The sequence below is a fragment of the Burkholderia sp. AU16741 genome (assembly GCF_002223345.1).
Taxonomy (GTDB): Bacteria; Pseudomonadota; Gammaproteobacteria; order Burkholderiales; family Burkholderiaceae; genus Burkholderia; species Burkholderia sola.
Genome location: NZ_NKEZ01000008.1, coordinates 1,024,267 through 1,047,211, shown reverse-complemented (window position 1 = coordinate 1,047,211; position 22,945 = coordinate 1,024,267). Strand labels below are relative to the sequence as shown.

Sequence of the window (22,945 nt, the reverse complement as noted above, 5' to 3'; positions counted from 1 at the left end):
CGCCGCGCGCATGCGGCGCGTCACGTCGCCGGCGGGGCATGGGGCCGCCGCCGGAAGGTGAAGTGTGGTTCACGTAAAGGAGCGAAGCATGGGTACCTCGGCAGCAGGTGGTGTGACGAACACGGGCGACGTGCAGAAGCAGGCCGACGACCTGACCAAGACGCAACTCGAACTGACCAAGATCAATTTCCAGGTTCAGCAATCGACTGCGACGTTCGAAACCAGCAACGCAGTGACCGCGCAGGAAGGGACGGCGAACGCCCAGGTTGCGCAACACCTGAGTTCCGCCGGCCGCGCGTGACGCCGGTCGCCGGCCGTGCCGCGCGACGCCGGATGCCGGGGCTGCCCGTGACGGGCGCTCGGCGTGGTGTCGATGCGTGCCGGCCGGCCCGTTTCCGGCTTTGCCGGTCAAGGAGGACACGATCATGTCGGTAACAGGCGTAGGCGCGGCGCCGCCGGGCGCGGCTGCGCTCGCGAGTGCCGCGCAGCAAACGGGCGCGACGTCCGATCCGGCGCAGGTGCGCCAGTTCGATGCGCTGATGCGGCCGGGCGCGTCGACGGCCGCCCCGCCGTCTGCGTCGGGCGTCGCGATGGCGCGTGCGCCGGCGGATGCGGCGCCGGCCGTGCAGATGACGCCCGCGCAGGCGAACCAGTCGTCGCTCGTCGAGCGGTTGCGCACGTACGGCAACGATCTCGATTCGCGGTACGCGAACATCGACAAGCACCGCAACGAGATGCTGACGTCGATGGCGGACAGCCGCAGCGACCCGCTGATGACGATGGTGAAGGCGATGGATTTCCAGTGGACGGCAACCACCACGATTTCGGAATACCAGTTGAGCCTGTCGGTTGCGCAGGCGGCGAACGGCTTCACGCATACGGTGCTGAAGACGCAGGAGTGAAAGCGCGCGTGCGGGCCGGAGGATCTGGCCTCACGCGCCCTGAAGCGGACAAACGATGACGACGATCGATTCGACGCCGCGCACGCATGCGTGGCGCAGCCGGGCGGCGCGCGCGCTGCTCGCGGGGCTGCTCGTGCTGTTGGCCGGGTGCCAGAAGGAGCTGTACTCGGGCCTGTCGGAGCGCGATGCGAACCAGATGATCGCGGTGCTCGGCGACGCGGGCATCAGCGCGTCGAAGGACAACGACGCGCGCGACACGTCGGACCGCAACGCGTGGCTCGTGAGCGTCGCGGACGGCGACATGCAGGCGGCGCTCACGGTGCTGCACGCGAACGGGCTGCCGAAGCCGAGCTATGCGAGCCTCGGCGAGCTGTTCCAGAAGCAGGGCCTCGTGTCGACGCCGGCCGAGGAGCGCGTGCGCTACCTGTACGGCGTGTCGCAGGATCTGTCGCGCACGCTGCAGGACATCGAGGGCGTGGTGGTCGCGCGCGTGCAGGTCGTGATTCCGGAGAACGATCCGCTCGCGGACAAGATCAAGCCGTCGTCGGCCGCGGTGTACATCCGCTACCGGCCGGGCATCGACCTGCGCGCGATGGCGCCGATGGTCAAGGATCTCGTCGCGCACAGCATCGAAGGGCTGCAGTACGACAACGTGTCGCTGTTCCTGCAGCCGGCCGCCGCGCGCGCGACGCGCGTGGACGGGATCGGCAGCGCGGTGTCGGACATCCTGCGGTTGCGCTCGCCGCTCGGCTGGCTCGTGTTCGCGTTGATCCTACTGACCTGCGCGGTGATCGCGCTGTCGGCCGCGCGGCGCGGGATGTTCGGCGCTCGGCTCGCGGGCCTGCTCGGCGCACCGCGCGGCGCGAACGGCGGCGGGGCGGCCGCGCAGCAGGCGGGCGGCGGGCTGCGCACGCCGGACGGCGCGCGCGACGGCGCATGAGCGATTCGCACGCGTTGCCGTCGGGCGAGCCGTACGATGGGGCCGCCGCGTCCGAGGCGGCGCGGCTGCCGTGGCTGCACCCGCTTGCGCCGCCGCCGGCCGCGCGCGCCGCCGCGTTCCATGCGCTCGTCTGCGATTTCAACCTGCGGCCCGACCGCTATCTGCACGTGACGCGCGTGCCGGCCGACTGGCCCGCGCGCTACCGTTCGCCGGACGCGTTCGGCGCGGCCGGCCGCAAGCTGCTCGCGCGGCATCTGCTCGCGTCGAACGGCGTGGCCGACCGGCACGACTTCGACGTCGCGAACCCGTGCGCGCGGCTCGCGCTGCTACCGGGCGCGGCGCTCGAGCAACTGGCCGCGTATGCGGGGCTGCTGCTGCACCGCGCATGGCTGCGCGACGCGCTGACCGGGCGCCGCATCCGCGCGGAAGTCGCGGCCCGGCTCGGCGGCGATGCGCTCGAACTCGCGCTCGAACGCGCGCCGGAATTCGGCGCGCTCGCGGAAACGCTCGAACCGTGGCGCGCCGATCCCGCCGCGCTGCCGGTCGTGATCCGTGCGCGCGGCGGGCGGCTGCTCGCGGATTTCATCGGCGTGGCCGGCGAGGCCGTCGCGCGGCGCGTGCGCCTGAAATTCAACCGCGCGATCGACGACGAGGCGCCGTACTGGCTGAACCGCGCGCAGCGCGATCAGTTCGGCGAACTGATGTTCCTGTTTCTTATTCCCGAGAGGCTTGCGTCATGGGACTGGCTTTTCTGATCACGAGCGACAACCTGCAGCTGCTGTCGGAGCGCAAGGTGCTCAAGGAGCGCGAATACGCGGCGCTGCTCGACGCGTCCGCGGTGATCGCGACCGCGCATGAAGAGGCCGCGCGCATCGTCGCCGACGCGCAGCGCGAATTCGACAAGCGTCAGGCGGCCGGCTACGACGAAGGGATGCGCCGCGCGCAGCGCGAGCAGGCCGCGCAGGCGTACACGCAGGCGCTCGCCGCCACGCGCACGATGGAGACGATGAAGGACGCGATGGCCGATATCGTCGTGAAGGCCGTGCGCGCGATCGTCGGCGAGATGAGCACGCAGAAGCTGTACGAGGCCGCGCTCGCGCGGATCGCGCCGCTGGTGCGCGACGAGGCGTTCCTGATCGTGCGGATCGCGCCCGGCCGCACCGACGAGATGCGCGATGCGCTCGACGGCGCGTTCGCCGGGCAGTCGAATCGGCAGAAGATCCGCATCGTCGAGGACGCGCAGCTCGAACGCCACGCGTGCACGGTCGAGACGCCGTCCGGGCGCATCGACGCGAGCCTCGACCTGCAGATCGACGCGTTGCGCCAGGCGATCCGCCGCGACGCGCTGAAAGGCGCCGCGCGATGAACGCGCCGCTCGACGAGCCGCAATCGTTCGGCGACGACGACGGCGCACCGTTCGATCGCGGCCGCCTCGTCGGCGAACTCGACGCGGGGCTCGCGTTCTTTTCGCCGGTGTCGGTGCAGGGCCGCGTCAACCACGCGGTCGGGCAGATATTGAATGCGACGGGCATCCGCGCGCGGCTCGGCGAGATCTGCGAGCTGCGCACGCCGAACCAGCCGACGCTGCTTGCGGAGGTGGTCGGCTTCTCGCGGCAGACGACGCTGCTCACGCCGCTCGGCGACGTGGCCGGGCTGTCGCCGGAGACGACCGTCGTGCCGTCCGGGCGCGAGCATGTGTTTCCGGTGGGCGAAGGGCTGTTCGGCCGCGTGCTCGACGGGCTCGGCCGCCCGCTCGACGATCGCGGGCCGGTCGCGGGCGCCGCATGGGTATCGACGCAGCAGGACCCGCCGAATCCGCTCGCGCGCAAGATGATCGACACGCCGTTTCCGACCGGCGTGCGCGTGATCGACGGGCTGATGACGCTCGGCGTCGGGCAGCGCGTCGGCATCTTCGCGCCGTCGGGCGTCGGCAAGAGCACGCTGCTCGGGATGATCGCGCGCGGCGCGCAGGCCGACGTGAACGTGATCGCGCTGGTCGGCGAACGCGGCCGCGAGGTGCGCGAATTCATCGAGCACAGCCTGTCGCCGGAGGTGCGCGCACGTTCGATCGTCGTCGTGTCGACGTCCGACCGCCCGGCGATGGAGCGCGTGAAATCCGCACTGGTCGCGACCGCGATCGCCGAGCACTTTCGCGATGCGGGCAAGCGTGTGCTGCTGCTGGTCGATTCGCTGACGCGCTTCGCCCGCGCGCAGCGCGAGGTCGGCTTGGCGAGCGGCGAGCCGCCGACGCGGCGCAGTTTTCCGCCGTCGACGTTCGCGGTGCTGCCGCGCCTGCTCGAACGCGCGGGGCAGGGCGCACACGGATCGATCACCGCGCTGTACACGGTGCTCGTCGAAGGCGATGAGGAATCGGACCCGATCGCCGAGGAAGTGCGCTCGATCCTCGACGGCCATATCGTGCTGTCGCGCAAGATCGCGCTCGCGAATCGCTATCCGGCGATCGACGTGCTCGCGAGCCTGTCGCGCGTGATGCCTCTCGTCGCGAGCCGCGCGCACCAGCATGCGGCCGCGCGCGTGCGCGAGCTGATCGCGAAGTATCAGGAGATCGAGCTGCTCGTGCAGATCGGCGAGTATCGCGAAGGCAGCGATCGGCTCGGCGATCTCGCGCTGCGCGCGCGCGACGCGATCGGCGCGTTCTGCGCGCAGGCGTCGGACGAGGACGTGCGCTTCGACGCGCTGCTCGCGAAACTGACGAAGCTGGCGAACGATCATGTCTGAAGCCGACGACCGTCTCGTGCTCGCGACGCTCGCCCGCCTGAAACGCGTGCGCGAGATGCGCAGCCAGATCGCGCGCGTCGCAGCCGCGCGTCAGCAGGGCATCGCCGCGCAGAGCCGGCGCGCGCTCGCGGCCGCGCAGGCGCAGCTCGCGCAGCAGGTCGCCGCGAAGGCGGCGATCCAGACGCGGCTCGCCGACGACGTGCGCGAAGCGCGCGCGTTGCAGGACGCGGCGGCCGATACGCGCACGTTCGACCGGCATATCGGCACCGCGAACGCGTCGGTGAGCGAGGCCGCGCACGTGCATCGCGGCCACGAGGCGACGCTCGCCGACCTGCAGCGCGCCGCGCGCAAGGCGAAGGCCGCCGAGGACAAGCTGGAGAAAGCCGGCGAGAAGGCGCTGCACGCGCGCGCCGCGCGGGTCGAACGCGATGCCGACGAAGTGGCGGACGGCTACGCGGTGCGGCGCTTCGCGACGGGCGGCACCTGGGTGGCCGGCGCGGGCGACGCGGCCGTTCATGCGTTCGCGCCGCCGCAGGCCGCGGCCGCGTTCGATGCGGCCATGACCGAAGCGGAAACGGGCGCGAACGCTGAAATCGCCGCTGAAGCCGACGCATCCGCCGCGCCCGACGATCCCGCCCCGCCCGCCGCCGCGGAGCGCCGATGCTAGACCAGGCCGCGGGTTTCAACGACGTCGCCGGCATGCTGCGGCCGCTGCTCTACGTGATGCCGCGCCTGCTGCCGATCATGTTCGTCGTGCCGGTTTTCAACGAGCAGATCATCACGGGCCTCGTGCGCAACGGGATCGCGGTGGTGATCGCCGCGTTCGTCGCGCCGACGATCGATGCCGCGCAGGTCGCGGCGCTGCCGTTCCTGATGTGGTGCCTGCTCGTCGCGAAGGAAGCGATGGTCGGCATGCTGCTCGCCGGCGCGTTCAGCGCGGTGCTGTTCGCGATCCAGGGCGTCGGCTACCTGATCGACTTCCAGACCGGCAGCGGCAGCGCCGCGTTCTTCGATCCGATGGGCGGGCACGAGGGCGGCCCGACTTCCGGATTCCTGAATTTCGTCGCGATCGCGCTGTTCGTCACCGCGGGCGGGTTGCAGGTGCTCGTGCAACTGTTCGCGCAATCGTACGCATGGTGGCCGATCGGCTCGCTCGGCCCCGATTTCTCGTCGATGCTGCAAACCTTCATCGTGCGGCAGACCGATACGATCTTCGAATGGATGGTGAAGCTCGCCGCGCCGGTGACGATCGTGCTGGTGCTCGTCGAACTCGGCATCGGCCTGGTCGGGCGCGCGGTGCCGCAGCTCAACATCTTCGTGTTCTCGCAGCCGCTGAAGAGCGCGCTCGCGCTGCTGATGATGGTCCTGTTCCTGCCGGTGGTGTACGCGTCGCTGCATTCGCTGCTGAGCCCCGACAGCGGGCTGATGGCGCTGCTGCGCGCGCTGTTCGCCGCGCACGGCGGCGGCTGAACGCGCGGGAGCCGAGATGGCCGAAAAGGACCAGAAGCCGACCGCGAAGCGCCTGCGCGAGGCACGCGAGAAGGGCGACGTACCGAAGAGCGCGGAAACGGTTTCGTCGGCGTTCTTCGTCGGCGTGTGCGTGGCACTCGCGGTGGGCATCGGTTCGCTGTTCGCGCGATTGCAGGCGCTGTTCCGGCTCGTGTTCGACGCGGTCGGCGCGGCCGATCCGTCCGCGCGGCTCGCGGTGCTGATCGACGGCGCCGCGCGCGACTGGGCGACGCAGTCCGCGCAGATCGTCGCGGCCGGGTTGCTGGCGGGGCTGCTCGCGGGCTTCGTGCAGGTGGGCGGCGTGATGGCGTGGAGCCGCCTCGTGCCGCAGTTGTCGCGGCTCAACCCGGCCGAGGGGATGAAGAACCTGTGGTCGCCGCGCAACCTCGTCAACCTCGCGAAGATGCTGCTGAAGACGGCGCTGCTCGTCGCGACGCTCGGCTGGCTGATCGTCGAGTCGCTCGATCCGTCGGTGCAGTCGGGCTTCACGCGGCCGGTCTCGATTCTCGCGCTGATCGTGAAATTGTTGATGCTGCTGTTCGGCTGGGCCGCGCTGATCTACATCGTGATGGCGTTGATCGACATCGTGCACCAGCGGCACGAATTCAACCAGAAAATGAAAATGTCGATCGACGAAGTGCGGCGCGAGCACAAGGAGGACGAAGGCGATCCGCACATCCAGGCGAAGCGCCGCCAGCTCGCGCGCGAAGTGCAGTTCGCGTCGCTGCCCGACCGGGTCGGCTATGCGTCGGTGGTCGTCTATTCGCCGCGCGTCGCGGTCGCGCTCTACTACGGCGGGATGGGCTCGCTGCCGTGGGTGCTCGCGCGCGGCGAGGGCGACGCGGCCGAGCGGATCGTGCGGCTGGCCCGCGATGCGCTGCGCCCGACGCTCGCGAACGTCGGGCTCGCGCAGGCGCTGTACGAGACGACACCCGAGAACGGCACGATCCAGCCGCAGCATTTCCGCGAGGTCGCGCAGTTGCTGAAATGGGCGACCGGGGCTGCTTGATGTGACGTGGCGGCTTGCCGCGGTGGCGTCATGTCGGCATGCGCTCCCTTTTTTTCCTGCCCTGCCGGCCGGCCCTCCGGCCGGATTCGATATGGCCCCGTCATGCGGGCATCCGCACGCGGCGCTTGACGTCCATTTTTTTCCGGACGGTGCCCGCATTCACTGGTGAATTATTGCTGATTTATTTCTTCGTAATATGGCTCGACCGTCATGCCCGACGGCGGGCCGCGAGGTGCGCGGTGCGTGACGGAACAGGTCAACAGGGGCAGACAAATCAATGTGCGGAATCGACGGCTTTCTGAATAGCGTCGCCTTCGATGAGGAGACAGCGCGCGGCACACTCGCGCGAATGACGGCGAGCCTTGCGCATCGCGGGCCGGACGGGCAGGGCATCTGGGTCGACCCGGAAGCCGGCATCGCGCTCGGCCACCGGCGGCTCGCGATCGTCGACCTGTCGGTGCACGGCCGGCAGCCGATGGCTTCCGCGTGCGGCCGCTACGTCCTCGTCTTCAACGGCGAAATCTACAACCATCGCGAACTGCGCGCGGAGCTCGAGCGCGCGGGGCGCGCACCGGCGTGGCGCGGCCATTCCGACAGCGAGGTGCTGATCGCGGCGATCGTCGCGTGGGGTGTCGAGGCCACGTTGCGCCGCGCGACCGGCATGTTCGCGTTCGCGCTGTGGAATCGCGCATCGCGGGTGCTGACGCTCGCGCGCGACCGGATCGGCGAGAAGCCGCTCTACTACGGCCGGATCGGCGACGCGCTCGTGTTCGCGTCCGAGCTGAAGGCGCTGCGCGGCTATCCGGGCTTCGACGGCACGATCGACCGCGACGCGCTGTGCCTGTATCTGCGCCAGGCGAGCGTGCCCGCGCCTTACACGATCTATCGCGGCATCCGCAAGCTGCCGCCCGGCACGTATATCCAGTTCGAACATGCGCGCGACACGCCGTGCGTGCGGACGTACTGGACGCTCGAACAGGCGATCGAGGCGGGCCGCGCGCAACCGTTCGAGGGCAGCGCCGGCGAAGCCGTCGACCAGCTCGACACGATCCTGCGCCAGGCCGTCGCACGGCAGATGGAAGCCGACGTGCCGCTCGGCGCGTTCCTGTCGGGCGGCGTCGATTCGTCGGCGATCGTCGCGCTGATGCAGGCGCAATCGGCGTCGCCGGTCGACACGTTTACGATCGGCTTTCACGAAGCCGGCTACGACGAAGCCGGTTACGCGAAGGCCGTCGCGCGCCATCTCGGCACGCGCCATACCGAGCTTTACGTGACGGCCGACCATGCGCTCGGCGTCGTGCCGAAGTTGCCGTCGATCTACGACGAGCCGTTCGCCGATGCGTCGCAGATCCCGACCTTTCTGGTGTCCGAACTGACGCGCCGGCACGTGAAGGTGAGCCTGTCCGGCGACGGCGGCGACGAGCTGTTCGGCGGCTATACGCGCTACTTCCTGACGCCGCGCCTGTGGCGCAAGCTGCATCGCGTGCCGGCGGCGGTGCGCGCGCGGATCGCCGCCGCGCTGCATGCGTTGCGTCCCGATCACGCGGACCAGCTCGCGGCCGTCGCGCAGGGTGCGTTCGGCGGCGGCGTGGAGGCGCGCGAATCGTCGTCGCGCATCGGCGATCGCCTGCACAAGCTCGGCCATGTGATGACCGCCGAGAGCCGCATCGGGCTGTACCGGCTGCTGATGTCGTCCGTGCATCATCCGGAGCGCATCGCGCTCGCCGGGCAGGAGCCGCCGACGCCGCTCGATACGGTCTCCGCGTGGCCCGCGCACCTGAGCTTCGCCGAGCAGGCGATGGCGATCGACACGCTCACGTACCTGCCGACCGACATCCTCGCGAAGGTCGATCGCGCGGCGATGGCCGTGAGCCTCGAGACGCGCATGCCGTTCCTCGATCATCACGTCGTCGAATTCGCATGGCGCGTGCCGGCGTCGGTGCGCTTGCCGGAAGGGCAGTCGAAGGCGCTGCTGCGCCGGCTGCTCGACCGGTACGTGCCGTCCGCGCTGATCGACCGGCCGAAGCAGGGCTTCTGCGCGCCCGTCGACCACTGGCTGCGCGGCGCGCTGCACGACTGGGCCGACGCGCTGTTGCGGCCGTCGCGCCTGCGCGAGGAAGGCTTCTTCGATGCGGCGGCGGTCGAGCGGCTGTGGCGCCAGCACCAGACGGGCCGGATGAACTGGCAGCACCAGCTGTGGACGGTGCTGATGTTCCAGGCGTGGCTGGAACATCAGCGGGCGACGTGATGCGACGTGATGCGGCGTGCCGCGCGCAACCGGTGCGCGCGGCGCGACGCGCCCCGCGCGCGGGGATCAGCCCACGATCAGCGGCGTGCCGATCGACAGGCGGTTCGGATCGCGTGAAACCGACGGATTGAGCTGCAGGATCTCGTTGAACGCGCGGGTATCCTGCTCGCCGTGCGTCATCGCCTGCTGATCGGCGCGCGACACGTGCGCGGCGTCGAGCAGCGACTGGCGATGCCGGTCGGCGATGACCCACAGCGAATCGCCGGCGACGACGATGTAGGGCTGCGGCGACCCGGACGGTTGCGCGGTCGACGGCGTGGCGCTGGCCGACGGCGAAGCCGGCGCGGCGGGCGACGCGCTCGCCGAAGCGCTTGGCGCGGCGCTTGCCGAAGGGCTGGCGGACGCGCTCGGCGACGCGCCGGGCGCGAGATTCGATTGCGACGAATTCGACGGGTTCGACTGATTCGACGAACCGGACCCCGAGCCGAAGAATGTCGTCCACAGACCTTCGATCAGCTTGTACGCGAAGGCGCCGACCGGAATCAGCACGACGGCCGTCGGAATCTTCTTGATCAGCGGCGTCGCGTTCGGGAAATGCGTGTTCAGACGCCCGCCGAGCAGCAGCGCGGTGGACACGCCGGTCGCGATCGCGAGGTCGTAATGGCCGCCGCTCCACTGCACGCCGGTGCCGAGGCCGCCGTACGCGACGGCCATGAAGTCGCTCGCCGAATCGGTGAAGCGCACGATGCGGCTGCGCTTGTCGGCATTCACGCGGTGCGCGCCGATCGTGTAGACGAGGCCCGCATACGTGGCGCCGAACGCCCCGCTCGCGATGGCGGCCGAGCCGTATGCGAGATCGAACGCCCCGTGCGCGTGCACCACGCCGCTGATGCCGACCGCGAGCGTCGCGGTCGACGTGATCGCGGCGCCCGCGCGGCCCGCGATCCCGAACAGGTGACGCGGGTTGCCGGTATGGAGCTGTTGCAGCGACGTGCCGCCGACGGTGCCCTGCATCTGCGCGAGCACGTCCGCGGCGAGCGCCTTGATGTGGGTGGTCGCGTCGTCGAAACTCATCAGCCCGACGCGGTTCAGCTCGACATACTGCGCGGCCAGCGTTCGCGCTTCGTTCGAGATCTGCTCGAGTTGCGCGCGCCGGTTCTGGCCGTAGTCGTGCGCACCCGAGCGCAACTGCCGCGACAGCGTCACTTCGAGCCGCGTGAGCACCGCCTGCGCGGCCTTCGGATCGCCGGCCTGCAGGCTGCGCACCGCGCCCTGGTGCATGACCTGGAACACGCGGCCCAGACGCGCGCCCAGCAGGAACGACGACGTCGCGCTGCTCAGCATGTCGTGCCGCAGCACGTGCGTGGCGCCGAGCGTATCGGCGATCACGAGCGCGCCCGCCCCGGTGACGAGCGAGCTGAAGCCGATCGACTTCCACAGCTCCGCCTTGCGGAACGACGGCCGATGCACGCGCAGCGCATTGATCTGCGCGAGCGCCTGCAGTTCCTCGATCATCTTGGCCTGTTTCGGGTTCGCGGCGATCTGCCGGCCGACGCTGATCGGCTTCGACGGATCGTTCTTCAGCGCTTCGCGCTCGACCACCGATTGCCAGTACGCGCGACTGTCGGGCAGCGGGCCGGCGGGATCGGCGGTCGACACCACGGTGCCGCGTGCCGGCGCGCGGCCGCCGGCTTCCGCGAGCCAGCGTTCGCCGAAGCGGCGGGCGAGTTTTTCGGTGCGTGTGGCGGGCGGGTGATCGGCCGACGCCCACTGCGTCATCGCATGCTCGATCGTCGCCTTGCGTGCCTGGTTGACGAGCGCGGTCGTGTTGCGTTCGTACAGTTCGCCGCGCAGCGTCGCGAGCGCGTCGTCGGACAGCCCTTTCGACTTGCCGATGCGCACGATTTCCGCGAACAGCACCTGCTGCTGGTTCGCGAACGCCTCCGGGCTCACCGGTTCGAACACGCGCGTGAGCGCATCGGCGCCGTGCAGCCGCGCGAACTTGCCGTGACGGTCGGTCTGGTAATAGTCGACGATCCGTTCCGCCAGCGCCCGCGTCAGGTCCTGGTTCGCGATGAAGTCGGCGCCGTGCGTGCCGTACGACAGCCCGACGTGCAGCCAGTCGGTCGCCTTGCGGTCGAGCAACGCATCGAGCAGCTCGACGTGGCCCGCGCCCGGCACCGGCTCGAGCACGGCGTCCCATCCGTGAAAGCTCAGCATCACGTTCGGCGCGGGCTCGCCGGCGTGACGGTGCGACCACGTCTCGAACGACGTCATCAGCCGCGTGTATTCGGCATAGCTGTCGTTGGTGCCGGCGATCGTGCGGCGATCGTCCGCGGAGACGAGCGGGCGGCCCGACGCCGCTTCGAGACGAAGCTGGAAGCCGTGGCGCGACGCCGCGGTGAGCCATTTGTGCAGATGCGCGATGTCGTCGAGTTCGAGCGTGCGCGTGGTGCCGTCCGGCGCTTCGCGCGTGATCGTCGCATCGGCCTCGTTGTAGCGCGCGCCGATCGGGGATCCGAACTTGCGCGCGCGGCGGATGAACGCCGGATCGTGCTTGCCGCCGCGTGCGGCCGCGAGCGTATGCGGATCGACCGGAATCGACACCACCGGCATCGCGCCGCCATATTGCTCGACGTAGCGCACCGCGAGCGCGGGATCGTCGCGCAGGTTGAACGCACGCGCCATCGGCGCGACGCGGTCCTGGATCTCGGCCGGCGCGCGCACGAACGCCTGGATCGCGCGCTTGTCGATCATGCGCGCCGCGCTGTGGCGCGTGGCGTACGCCTGCATCCACTTCACGAACCGGTTGTGATCGCCGCCGGGATCGGCGACCGGCCCGCGCGACGGCATGCTCGACACCTCGCGCGCGAGGCCGATGGGGATGCCGAGCGCTTTCAGCATCGGTGCGTCGGCCAGGATCGTCTGCGGTTCGTCGGTCAGCGCGAGGCCGCCGGCATCGGGCTGGTTCCTGCGTGCGGCGACCGCCTTCACGCGGTCGATCGTCGGGAACCAGTCGGGCACCTTGGCGGCGCCGTAGCGCATCACCCATTCCGCGACCGTGCTCGAACCGAGGCTCGGCTGGTAGGGCCGCAGCGTCAGCGGCTTGGCCGCCGGCGTTTTCGGCGGCTTCGGCGTGGCCGGCGCGTTCGATGCGTTTGCCGCATTCGCGGCGCGGCGGTTGCGCCGGCCGCGCTTGCCGCGCAGCGCATTGCGCACCCGGCCGGCGGGGCCCGTGGGGCCGCCGGCCGCCGGCTGCGCGGCTTGCTGGGCCGCGGCGAGGTCGGCCTGAGCGGCTTTCACGCGATCGATCTGGCCGGCGATCTGCGTGCGGATCCAGCGCGTCGCGAGGTCGAACTTCTGCGGCAGCGCGTCGAAATACGACTTCTCGTCGAGCAGTTGCGTGAGTCGTTGCGCGAGCGCGGCCTTCTGCGTGGCGGTCGCGCGCGGATCGAACGCCTCGGGCGCGAGCGTCGACAGCAGGAAGTGCTGGTTCGCGCCGAACGGGCCGCGCCCGAGCGGCATCTCGTCGAGCGGGCGGCCCGCGTCCGGGTGGTCACGCAATTGCTCGGCATGGTCGTACCAGAGCGCGTTGCCGTCGTGGATCGCGATGATGCCGCGGCGCGTATGCAGCGATTCGGCAACCGGATGATCCGTCTCGTACACGTACACGTAGTGATCGCCGCGCAGCGCCTTCAGCTCCAGCGCGCGCATCAGGTGCAGCGTGTTCGCGCCGCTGAAGTCGATCGCGAGCTGCTCGCTGTCCGGGACGAGCTTCGGCGGCAGGAACGGACTGTCGGCGCCTTCGATCGCGGCGATCTTGCGGCGCACGCCGGGGTCGGCTTTCGCGAGGCCGCGCTGTACGCGCGTGCCGAGTTTCTGCATCGGCGGCTTCTCGTCGCCGAGCGCCTTGCGCATTTCCGCCGGCGCGAAGCCGCCGTAGCGCTCGACCGTGTCGTGCGCGACGTCCGTCACGACGAATCGCACGCCGCGCCGGCCGCCGGACAGGTTGCGCGCGCGCCGGCGGAACGCGGCGCCGAGATCGCGCGGCGCGATCGTCGCGTCGCCGAGCGAGGTCGACTCGTGATAGGTCCAGTCGTGCGCGGCGTTGCGCGTCGCGTAGCCGAGCACCTTGCCGGTTTCCTTGTCGATCGCGTAAAGCGTCGCGCCGTCGCCGGCCGCTTTCGCCGCCTGTTTCGGCCGGCGAAAGCGCGGCGCGTCGGCCAGCGATTTCAGCGTCGTGACGACGTTCGCGTCGGGCGTCGCGGCCGCCTGCTCGGCCTCCCAGGCGCGGCCGTCGCTGCGCGCTGTGATCCGCGCGGCGCCGCCGTACTCGCGCAATTCCGCGAGCGACACGGGCGACACGTAGAAATCGACGTTCGCCCGTTCCGCGCTGCCGTTGTCCTTCAGCGCGCGATAGACCGCGTCCGGGATCGGCACGGCCGGATCGGCGGACGCCTTGTCGACGAACGTACCGTGCTCGTCGGTGCGCATGCCCGCGATGAACTTCGGCTGCGCATGGCGCGCGTCGATCGACGCGTCCGGCCGCGCGTCATGCTCGGCGATCAGCACGTGCGCATTCGTGCCGAACGCATCCTTCATTTGCTGGAGCGACGCGAGTTGCGAACCGTCGATGCGGATCAGGTCGCGCTTGCCGTGCGAGGCGAGGTGATCGAGCGCATGCTGGCGGCGCGCGGCGTCCTCCGTCGCCGCGGGCACCGGCGCGTTCGACGCGGGCTGCGGCGCGGGCGCCGGCATCTCGCGCGGCGCGCCGAGCCCGTGCATCGCATCGGCCTGGCTCGCATAGTACGCGCGATAGGTCGCGTGGCCCGGCACGGACGGCGCGACGTCGCCGAAGGCGGCCGCGAGCCGGCGCAGCCCGGCTTCGTCGCCGGGCATCACACGGTCGGCTTCGCGTGCGATCGCATCGGGCAGGCGGGCGTCTTTGGCGACGTCGATGCCGGCATCGTCGAGGATTTCGCGGCGCACCGCGAACGCGTTCGCCTGCGCGCGCGCTTCGGCCATCAGCGCGCTGTCGGTCAGCGCCTCGGGCGACGAGCGGTCGAGCGCGAGGCGGCGCGTGATCGTCTCGACCGCGTGCTGCGCTTCGTGCGCGAGCGTGTAGACGAGCGTGCCGGCGCCGTGGAACTGCCCGTCGAGCACGATCCGCTGCTTCGCGGTATCGATCCGGCTGCCGCGCCCGGGCCGGCCCACCACGATTTTCCAGCCGGCCTCGCCGGCCAGCGCGACCTGCTGGCGCAACAGGCTCGAGCGGTCGACCAGTGCATGGGCGGCCTTGGGCAGCGGCGCGCCGCCGAACCGCATCCGGATGCGCGTGATGACGGACGGCTTCTGCACGAACGCGTCGGGCGGCAAGTGCTCGGTGATGCCGGGATGCGCGAGCTCGATCGCGCCGCGCGCGATGCCGTCCTCGAGCATCACGCGCAGCGTGCCGATCTCGCGGACGATGCCTTCCACGTTCAGCTTCGGCGCATCGGTCATGACCGTCGACGGATCGCTCAGGTAGAAGTCGCCGTGCGCGTCGAACACGCCTTCGAAGTCGTAGTACAGACGGTGCCGCGCGGTGATGTCGCGCGCGCGATCGAGCTGCGCGAAGGCGTCGCGGGTGATGCGCGACGGCAGCATGCCGGCCATCACGTCGTGGCTGCTCAGCGATGCGAATGGCGCGTACATCACGGCCACGCGATCGAATGCCGCGAACGGGCCGCCGACCGTGAGCGTGCGCAGCCCGTGCGCGCGCAGCGCCGCGAGGCCTTCCTGTTCGAGGCGGATCGATTCGATGTGGCCGAGAATCGCGCGATTGTCGGTGCCCTCGTAGAGACCGATCGCATTGCGGCGGCCCAGTTCGAACACGGTCTTTTCGATTCCGGCGCCGGTTGCTGCGCCGGTGAAGCGCTCGACCGGCACGCGCGCGGCCGGATCACCGCTTGCGTGGACGCCGTTGCCGTCGACGTCGAGCGCACCCAGGTCCGGGCGCTGGTGCGGCGCCGGATCGTAGCGCAGCCACGCGTTGGTATGGCCGAGCCGCGCCTCGGCGCCGAGCCCGACCGCGATCGTCGGCGGCGCGTAGACGGGGCGCTGCCAGACGTTCGCGAGCCAGGCGGCGGCGTCGCGGCCGTTGCGTGCCGACAGGATCACCGACGAGCCGGGCAGGCCGAGCACCGAGCGGTGCGCGAGCGTGACCTCGACCGGCGTGTACGGCCGGCCGTCCGGATCGACGAGGCGGCCTTGCGCGTCGGTGACGCCATGCACGATCACGATGCGGCCGTCGCGGTCGTAGGACAGCGGGCCTGAGCGATCGAGCGTCAGCGCGTCGACGCTCGCGACCGGCTTGCCGTCGAACGGCGATGCCTTCACCGGACGTGCGCGCGACCATGCCGCTTCTTCGGCGAGCGTCGCGGCCGTCTCGCGCGGCGCCGGCATCGTGACGCCGGTGCGCTGCGCGGCCTGCGCGTGGCGCCGATACAGCTCGCCGTAGGTGACGCCGCCGTCGAGCGACGTCGGGCTGTGCTCGAACGCGTCGGCGAGCCGCGCGAGCGAGGCGGCGTCACCGGCCCGTGCGCGGCCGTATTCGTTGGCGATCGCGTCGGGCAGCGCGACGTGGCGGCCGATGTCGATGCCGAGGTTCGCGCGGATCTCGTCGCGCACCGCGAATGCGTTGACCTGCGCGCGCGCCTCGGCGAGCAGCGCGCTGCGTACGTAGCGCTGTGTCGAGCCGTAGTCGAGCCCGAGCGTGCCGGTCGCGGCCTCGAGCGCATGGCGAGCTTCGTGCGCGAGCACGTAGACCATCGATCCGGTCGACTGCAGGCCGCCATCGATCGTGACGCGCCGCCGTCGCGTGTCGATCTTGCTGCCGCCCCCGGGCTTGCCGAGCACGACTTTCCAGCCAGCGTCGGCGCCGAGCCGAAGCTGCTGCGACAGCAGGCTCGATGCGTCGATCAGCCGGTACGCTTCCTTCGGCAGCGGGGCGCCGCCGAAGCGCATCCGCACGCGCGTGATGACCGACGGCTTCTGCACGAACGCATCGGGCGGCGGCGTTTCGGCGAGCCGCGGATGCGCGAGTTCGACGTGGCCGCGCTCGAGGCCCTGCGTCAGCGCGCGCTCGATCACCGCGAGCCGCTGCAACGCGGTGAAGTGCTCGCCCGCGCCCATGCCGATCGAACCCGGGTCGCTCAACAGGAAATCGCCGCCGCGCGTGAAGAGGCCTTGCAGGTCGAAGCCGATGCCCGTGCGTTCGACGACTTCGCGAATCTGCCGGATGTGCTCGAGCGCCGCGCGCGAGACCACGCGCGGCAGCGCGCCCGTCTCGAAGCCGAAGCTGTGGAACACGCCGAGCGGCCGGTACAGCACGGCGACGCGATTCAGCGCGGAGAACGGACCGTCCATCGTCACGGTCTTCAGGCCGTACGACGCGAGATCGTCGAGCGCGATGCTCTCGTCGATCGCCGCCTCGATCTGGCGGGCTTCCGACGTATGCGGGCCGTTGTCGTACACCGCGAGCGCGGCATCGTGGCCGAGCGCGAACACGGTTTTCTCGCCGCCGGCGCCGAGCAGCTCGCCGACGTGACGCTCGACGTCGATCCGCACCGCCGGATTGCTTTCGAGGTGCACGCCTTCGGCGTCGGCCGCCAACTGCCCGAGATCGTGCGGTGCCGCGGGCGCCGGGTCGTAGCGGCGGAACACGCCGGTATCGAGCAGCGCCGCGCGTTCGCCGACCGCGTGCGGGGGCGGCGCATATACCGGCCGCTGCCACAGATTCGCGAGCCCGGCGGCAGCCGCCTCGCCACCGTGCTTCGCGGACAGCACGATCGAATAGCCGTCCCTGACCAGGAACGACGGCGCCTGGTCGAGCGCGTATTCATGCACGCCGGCCGGCTGCCCGCCCGCGAGCAGCGTGCCGTCCGGCAACGTGTCGGCGTGCAGCATCAGCACGCCTTCGTCCTGCAGCATCGTGAAGTGGCGGCTGCGCGCCGCCTGCAGATCGGCCGCCGCGGGCACGGGCCCGTCGCCGAACGGCGACGCATATTCGGCATGCGCGCGGCTCCATGCCACGCGTTCGTCGAAGCTGCGCACGCCGTGCGGCGCGTCGCCGGTCTCGCGCGTCTGCGGCGCGGGCATCCGGCGCGGGATGCCGCCGCGGCGCTTCTGCCGCGACCATACGTCGTCGTAGAAGTCGCGATAGGTCTCGCCGTCGCGGCCCGACACGGGCGCATCGGCGAAGGCGTCGACGAGGCGTCCGACCGTGCCCGCATAGTCGTGCGACGGCGCGCGCCACGCGGCGCCTTCGCGTTCGATCGCATCGGGCAGGCGCACGTGCGCGGCGATGTCGCCGCCGCCCGCGAGCTCGATTTCGTAGCGTGCCTCGAACGCGTTGATCTGCGCGCGCGCCTCGGCTTCGAGCGCCTTGCGCGTGAAGCGGCTGCGGTTGCCGTAGTCGAGGTTCAGCACGCCGGCCATCGCCTCGACCGCATGGCGCGCTTCGTGCGCGAGCGTATACGTGATGCTGCCCGGATGCTGGAGCGCGCCGTCGATCGTCACGCGGCGCTTGCGCGGATCGATGCGGCTGCCGCCGCCGCGCTTGCCGAGCGTCACGCGCCAGCCGGCGTCCTGCAGCATGCGCAGTTGCGTGGCAAGCGTGCCCGACTGCATCGCGAGCGCCTGAGCGGCTTCGGGGAGCGCCGCGCCGCCGAAGCGCATCTGCATCCGCGTGACCCAGCCCGGCTTCGAGGCGCCGGAGTTGGGCGGGGCGGTCTCGGTCGTTTCCGGGTGCGCGGCGGCGAGGCCGATGTCGTCGTTCGCCGCGGTGCGACGTTCGCCGCCCGTCGGCGCGCGGGCGGCCTGGCCGTCCGCGTCGTCGAGCGCGCGTGCCCCGCGGTCGGCCGCGGCGGTTTCGCGTTCCGCGATCCGCTCGGGCGTGCCGGCGCGTTCCGGCTTGACGAGCACGAGCACGCGGTTCGGCGCGCTGAACACGCCATCGAGCGCATTGACCGGCTCGGGCGGCGCAGCCGTACGCGGCATCGCCGGTTCGTTCGGGCCGCGCTTGCCGGCCAGCACGATCACCGTGTCGTCGGCCGCCGCGCGGGGTGCCGCCGGCGGCGCTTCGTCGGGCGCGATGCCGGCCGGCAGGCCGGCTTCATGGGCCGCCGCGGCCGTCTCCGGCGCGGGATCGAAGCGCAGCACGCGCGCGCCCGCGCGCAGTTGGCCGTCCGCACCGAAGGCCTCGGGCGCGGCCGCGTAGACGGGCTTCTGCCAGCGGTTCGCGAGTTCGGGCGCGAGCGCCGCGTCGTGTTCGCCGGCGACGACGATCACCGGTTCCTCGAGATCCTGCGGGCGCGGCGACGACGGCCGCGCCCCCGGCGCGTCGGGCGTCGCGCCGCTGCGCACCACGTAGACCGTGCGATCGCCGACTTCCATCGGCTCGGCGCTCGGCCCGCGCGGCACGGCGATGCCAGCCGGATCGGACGTCGCCGCGCGCGTGACGGGCGCGTCGTCCGTCAGATCGACGACCTTCGCGTCGACGCGCGGCGGCGCGCCGTCCGGCTTCGCGCGCGTGCCCGGGCCGGCCGGCTCGTCGGCCGCGATGGGCCGCCAGCGCATCGATTGCGTGTCGGCGCTGCGCCGGTTGGTGCGCGCGGTCGTGCTGCTTTCGGCATCGGTTTCGTCGCGCTGCTGCTGCACGCGGGCGCGCTCCTCGCTGGTGCGGCGCGTGCTGCGCGCGTCGGCGGACACGCTCGCGGCTTCGCCTTCGGCCGCCGTCTGCGCGAGGCGGCGCGGCGCCTGCGCGCCGGCGATCGTTTGCCGGTATGCGTCGCTCGCCTGGTCGAGCACGTGTTGCAGCACGTCGAGCGGCGTCTTCGCGACGATCTTCGGCGTCACGCTCATTTCGCCGTCGGAGCCGAACGACATGCGCTCGCCGGTGCCGGTCACGTCGTCGACGCGCGTGCCGTTGGTCCACGCCTTCGGCGACACCGAGACGACGGACAGCGTGCCGTCCTCGCCGAGCACCACCGATTTGCCCGGCGGCAGGCGCTTCGCGGATGCGCGGTCGAGCACGCGAATCGGCGTGTTCTCGTAGGTCAGCACCTTGTCGCCCACGCGCAGCGTGCCGTCCGGCGACACCTTGACGGCTTCGCCGTCGAGCGTCACGCGCGTGCGACCGGCCGCGAGCGACGACGCGTCGCCGCTGTCGAGGATTCGGCCGATCGTCCGGCTATCGACGCTGACGGTCTTGCCGTCCGCCCCGCGAATCGGCACCGGCTGGCCGATGCGCGTGCGCACCGACGTCACCGCGCGCTCCTTGAGGCCCCCGGCGGCCATCAATGCGACGTTGGTGATCCCGGACTTGAGCTGCTCGCCGGCCGCCTTCTTGTCGCCGGTGACGAAATACTCGTAGCCCGCTTCGCCGAACGCCTCGACCGCGCCGCCCACGCCCGTCACGACCGCGGTGGTCCGCGCGCCGGTGGCGAGCACCGACGCGACTTTCGGCGTGCGCGTGAGCGCCGTGACCGCGCGCGTGAACAGCTTGCTGCCGGCCAGCTTCGCGGCGCCCGCCGCGCCCATCGGCACGAGGTTGATGAAGTCGGCCCGTGCACCCGCGTCGGTAAACGGATTGAGACTGCGCCCGTGGTCGGCGCGGTTGGCGAGGTCGAGGCCGGCGCTCGTCATCGTCGCGCCGATCGCCGTGTACATCATCCCCGCGCCGAGGATGTTCAGCGGCACGCCGACGATCGCGCCGATGCCGGTGCCGTCGAGCAGCGTGCCGAGACCTTCGAGCGCCATCCCGCCGACCATCATGCCGATGTTCAGGCCCGTACTCGTCAGCGTGTTCAGGAAACTGTCGAAGCCGCTTTCGTGATGCGCGGCTTTCGACACGAGTTGCAGCGTGCCGTCCGCGTTGTGGCCGGTCGCGATGTCGACCGTGCCGTCCGTGGACAGCTCGTTGTTGTCGATGTAATCGTTGATGTCGTCGTAGTTGCTCGCCGTCTCGTCGACGTACTGCGTGCCGTCCTTGCCGCTGACCTTGAACAGCGCGCTGGTGGTCATGCCGGCATCCTTGGCGGCGTAGACCATCGGCAACACGCTGACCTGCGTCGTCGCGCCGCCGCCGATCGACAGCAGCTTGTCGCGCACGCTGTTGATCGTCTTCAGCTTGTCCTTGTCGGTGTAGCGCGCGACGTCGTCCTTCGTCGGCGATACGGGATCCGAACCGTCGCCCGACGCCGCGTCGTTACGGACGTCCGGCTGCATGCCGAGCGCGACGCCGATCAGGTTGCGCTGCTCGTTGTCGGTCAGCTTGCCGAACGCGATCGTGCCGCCGTTGTTCGTGCTCGCGCTGGCGGCGTCGAGCAGCGAATTCGACAACTCGCCGCGATGCGCTTCGTAGAAATCATGCAGCGCCTTCTTGTAGTCGTTCTCGGCGTCCGAACCGGGGGCCGCATAGCGCAGCCGTTCGTCGAGGCCGGCGTCGAACCCGTCCATCAGCACCTGCTGGTGCGACGTTTCGCTCAGCAACTGCAGGCGCTGCACCGCGTTGTCGGCCTGCGTGACGGCCGCCTTCGCCTTGTCGAGCTCGCCCTGATACAGGTTCGGACGCGGCGCCGACGGCGCCGGGATCATGTCGTCGCCCGCGACGGTGCGAAAGCGCATCGGCGGCGGATTCGCGGCTGCCCAGTCGTCGTACTTTTTCTGCACCGACTCGAGCGTGCTCTTCGCCTGCGTCTGCTTGATGCGCGCCTGCGACAGCGCGAGTTGGGTCGCGCGCTCGTTGACCGAATCCGACATCCGGCTGTCGGCCGCGCGGATCGCGCCCGCGACGGTCTGCATGCGCTTCACGTCGAGCATCGTGGGGCCGGCCTGCGCGGCGGTCGGGCCCGACGACTGCGGCAGCAGGAACGGGCGGTCGAGCAGCGGCGACGCGGGCAGCGGCGAGGCGCCGTTGGACCCGGGCAACGTCGGCGAGGCCTGCGGCGCCGCGCTCGGCAGCGTGGGCGTGCCGGTGGGGGCGGCCGACGTGGCCGTCGACAACGACGATGCGGGCAGGCCAGGCAGGCCGTTCGCGGTCGACAGCGACGGCGTCAGCAGCGGCGACTGAAGCGCGGGTTTCGCGAATAATGATTGCGGGTTCACCTTCGCCTTGATCTGCGCGGCCTGATCGTCGTACTGCTGCGCGAGCGTCGCGCCGTACGCGACGACGAAGCCGTCGTGCGCGATGCTCGCCTGCTGCCTCGCCTGATCGAGCTTCGCATACGCATCGCCGAGGTCCGTGTCGACCTGCGGATCCTTGATCATCGCGTGCGGATTGTCCTTGTGCCACGCGTTGGATGCGTCCAGCTTCGTCGTATAGTCGGCCTGCAGCGTGTCGACCTGGCGCTGCGCGGACAGCATCTGCAGATAGCCGCCGCTCGTGTTCGCGGCCGTTTGCGCGCGGGCGAGCGCGGTCTTCGCGTCCGACACCTCGTTCGGGACGACCACCGTCGGTCCTTCCTTGCCGCTGGCCGAATCGTAGCGCTGCTGGGCGTTCGTGAGCGCCAGGCTGTCGTTGGCCGCGCCGTACGCGGCGTTCGCGTAGTTCGCATCCTTCGCGGCCGACGTGACGGCCTGCTGCGCGGCGTCCTGCGAAGCGGGCGCATCGGGCATCGTGACCTGCAGCTCCAGCGGCTGCAGCGCGTCGTTCAGCCGCCCGACGCCCGCATCGAGCGCGGCCTTGTAGTCCGGATCGGCGAGGTACGACTGGAACTGCGTATACGCGAGATTGGAATTCGCGACGTCCGCGAAGTATTTCGACGCGCCCACGGCCGCCTTCGCGCTCGCGGTCTGCCAGTCGTCGTAGAGCCGGATCTGCAGCGGGTTCTTGCAGTCGCCCGGCTGCGGCACCCAGTTCGGATCGTTCGCATGATCGGGGAAGGCGGCCAGCAGCGTCTTGAACTGCTGGTCGGCCGCGTGCTGCGCGTCGCCGGGGTCGGTCACCTTGCCGGAATCGTCGATCTTCATTCCGGCCGGCATGTCGGCGTTCGCCTGTTCGCCGTACAGGATCATGTAGCCGGCGTCGGTCGTCACGTTCAGCTCGCGCTGCGCGGTGTCGGCGGCCGTGCGCGCCTTCGCGTAGTCGGCCTGCGCGGTCTTGCGGTCGTCGGCCGTCGACTCGGGATCGCGGCTGACCAGATGCAGCACGTTCTGCGCGCCCTGCAGCGTCTGCGACGCGTTGTCGTACTGCGTCTGCGCGTCCTGGATCGCTTTCTGTACCGCGCGCGTCTTGTCGTTCTCGACGGTGATGTCGGGCGGCGGCGCCGTATATTGCGCGGCCATGCTCTGGATCAGCGACGTCGCGGACTGGATCTCGGCGTTGGTCGGCTTCGACGGATCGGTGGCGAGCGAGGCGGTGACGGGAATCGGCGGCGCGGCGCTCGGGTTCGCGGGCCCGGCGGCCGGATCGTCCTTCTTCGGCGGCGGAGGCGGCGGGGGCGGCGGTGCAACGACCGGATTCAGCGTTTCCGACAGGAAGCGCTGCCAGTTGACACCCAGCCCCAGTCCGTCGATCAACAGCATGCTCGTCTCCGTTGAGCCGCGCGATGCGCGGC

General features: G+C 70.8%; 11 protein-coding genes. 10 read left to right on the top strand and 1 reads right to left on the bottom strand.

Annotated elements, in window-relative coordinates; translation table 11 throughout:
* Positions 1–88 precede the first annotated feature (88 nt).
* The 10 genes from CFB89_RS25140 (at position 89) to asnB (ending at position 9,347) form a co-directional block, all read left to right on the top strand.
* On the top strand, positions 89–301 hold the full coding sequence (locus CFB89_RS25140; protein WP_006480857.1) for a hypothetical protein: 213 nt from the start codon (positions 89–91) through the stop codon (positions 299–301).
* Between the two features lie 124 nt (positions 302–425).
* Entirely contained in the window at positions 426–902 is a 477-nt protein-coding gene (locus CFB89_RS25135; RefSeq protein ID WP_089470617.1) for a hypothetical protein, read from the top strand.
* A 55-nt stretch (positions 903–957) separates the two neighbouring features.
* Positions 958–1,842, top strand: coding sequence for a type III secretion system inner membrane ring lipoprotein SctJ (gene sctJ / locus CFB89_RS25130; RefSeq protein ID WP_089470220.1), 885 nt, complete (start codon positions 958–960; stop codon positions 1,840–1,842).
* Positions 1,839–2,597: a SctK family type III secretion system sorting platform protein gene (locus tag CFB89_RS25125; RefSeq protein ID WP_089470219.1), complete on the top strand. Its 759-nt coding sequence runs from the start codon at positions 1,839–1,841 to the stop codon at positions 2,595–2,597. Before sctJ ends, CFB89_RS25125 begins: the two co-directional genes overlap by 4 nt.
* Positions 2,579–3,208: a type III secretion system stator protein SctL gene (sctL, locus tag CFB89_RS25120; RefSeq protein ID WP_027781117.1), complete on the top strand. Its 630-nt coding sequence runs from the start codon at positions 2,579–2,581 to the stop codon at positions 3,206–3,208. Before CFB89_RS25125 ends, sctL begins: the two co-directional genes overlap by 19 nt.
* Positions 3,205–4,581, top strand: coding sequence for a type III secretion system ATPase SctN (gene sctN / locus CFB89_RS25115; protein ID WP_089470218.1), 1,377 nt, complete (start codon positions 3,205–3,207; stop codon positions 4,579–4,581). The genes sctL and sctN overlap by 4 nt, the downstream gene beginning before the upstream one ends.
* Positions 4,574–5,248: a hypothetical protein gene (locus CFB89_RS25110; protein ID WP_089470217.1), complete on the top strand. Its 675-nt coding sequence runs from the start codon at positions 4,574–4,576 to the stop codon at positions 5,246–5,248. The genes sctN and CFB89_RS25110 overlap by 8 nt, the downstream gene beginning before the upstream one ends.
* Positions 5,242–6,051 (top strand): type III secretion system export apparatus subunit SctT, encoded by an 810-nt coding sequence (sctT, locus tag CFB89_RS25105; protein WP_089470216.1) that lies wholly within the window; start codon positions 5,242–5,244, stop codon positions 6,049–6,051. The genes CFB89_RS25110 and sctT overlap by 7 nt, the downstream gene beginning before the upstream one ends.
* Positions 6,052–6,067: 16 nt before the next feature.
* Positions 6,068–7,099, top strand: a complete 1,032-nt coding sequence (locus CFB89_RS25100; RefSeq protein WP_089470215.1) for an EscU/YscU/HrcU family type III secretion system export apparatus switch protein — start codon at positions 6,068–6,070, stop codon at positions 7,097–7,099.
* Positions 7,100–7,376: 277 nt separating this feature from the next.
* Positions 7,377–9,347: an asparagine synthase (glutamine-hydrolyzing) gene (gene asnB, locus CFB89_RS25090; protein WP_089470213.1), complete on the top strand. Its 1,971-nt coding sequence runs from the start codon at positions 7,377–7,379 to the stop codon at positions 9,345–9,347.
* A 66-nt stretch (positions 9,348–9,413) separates the two neighbouring features.
* Here the strand turns inward: asnB and CFB89_RS25085 are convergent, their stop codons facing one another.
* The gene (locus CFB89_RS25085) at positions 9,414–22,913 is read right to left on the bottom strand and encodes an LWXIA domain-containing protein (protein ID WP_089470212.1); all 13,500 of its coding nucleotides are present in this window, start codon (positions 22,911–22,913) and stop codon (positions 9,414–9,416) included.
* Positions 22,914–22,945 lie beyond the last annotated feature (32 nt).

Coding starts and splice junctions, on each gene's coding strand:
- CFB89_RS25100 (WP_089470215.1), top strand. CDS start 6,068: ATGGCCGAAAAGGACCAGAAGCCGACCGCGAAGCGCCTGCGCGAGGCA.
- sctL (WP_027781117.1), top strand. CDS start 2,579: ATGGGACTGGCTTTTCTGATCACGAGCGACAACCTGCAGCTGCTGTCG.
- CFB89_RS25085 (WP_089470212.1), bottom strand. CDS start 22,913: ATGCTGTTGATCGACGGACTGGGGCTGGGTGTCAACTGGCAGCGCTTC.
- CFB89_RS25140 (WP_006480857.1), top strand. CDS start 89: ATGGGTACCTCGGCAGCAGGTGGTGTGACGAACACGGGCGACGTGCAG.
- sctT (WP_089470216.1), top strand. CDS start 5,242: ATGCTAGACCAGGCCGCGGGTTTCAACGACGTCGCCGGCATGCTGCGG.
- CFB89_RS25135 (WP_089470617.1), top strand. CDS start 426: ATGTCGGTAACAGGCGTAGGCGCGGCGCCGCCGGGCGCGGCTGCGCTC.
- sctJ (WP_089470220.1), top strand. CDS start 958: ATGACGACGATCGATTCGACGCCGCGCACGCATGCGTGGCGCAGCCGG.
- CFB89_RS25110 (WP_089470217.1), top strand. CDS start 4,574: ATGTCTGAAGCCGACGACCGTCTCGTGCTCGCGACGCTCGCCCGCCTG.
- asnB (WP_089470213.1), top strand. CDS start 7,377: ATGTGCGGAATCGACGGCTTTCTGAATAGCGTCGCCTTCGATGAGGAG.
- sctN (WP_089470218.1), top strand. CDS start 3,205: ATGAACGCGCCGCTCGACGAGCCGCAATCGTTCGGCGACGACGACGGC.
- CFB89_RS25125 (WP_089470219.1), top strand. CDS start 1,839: ATGAGCGATTCGCACGCGTTGCCGTCGGGCGAGCCGTACGATGGGGCC.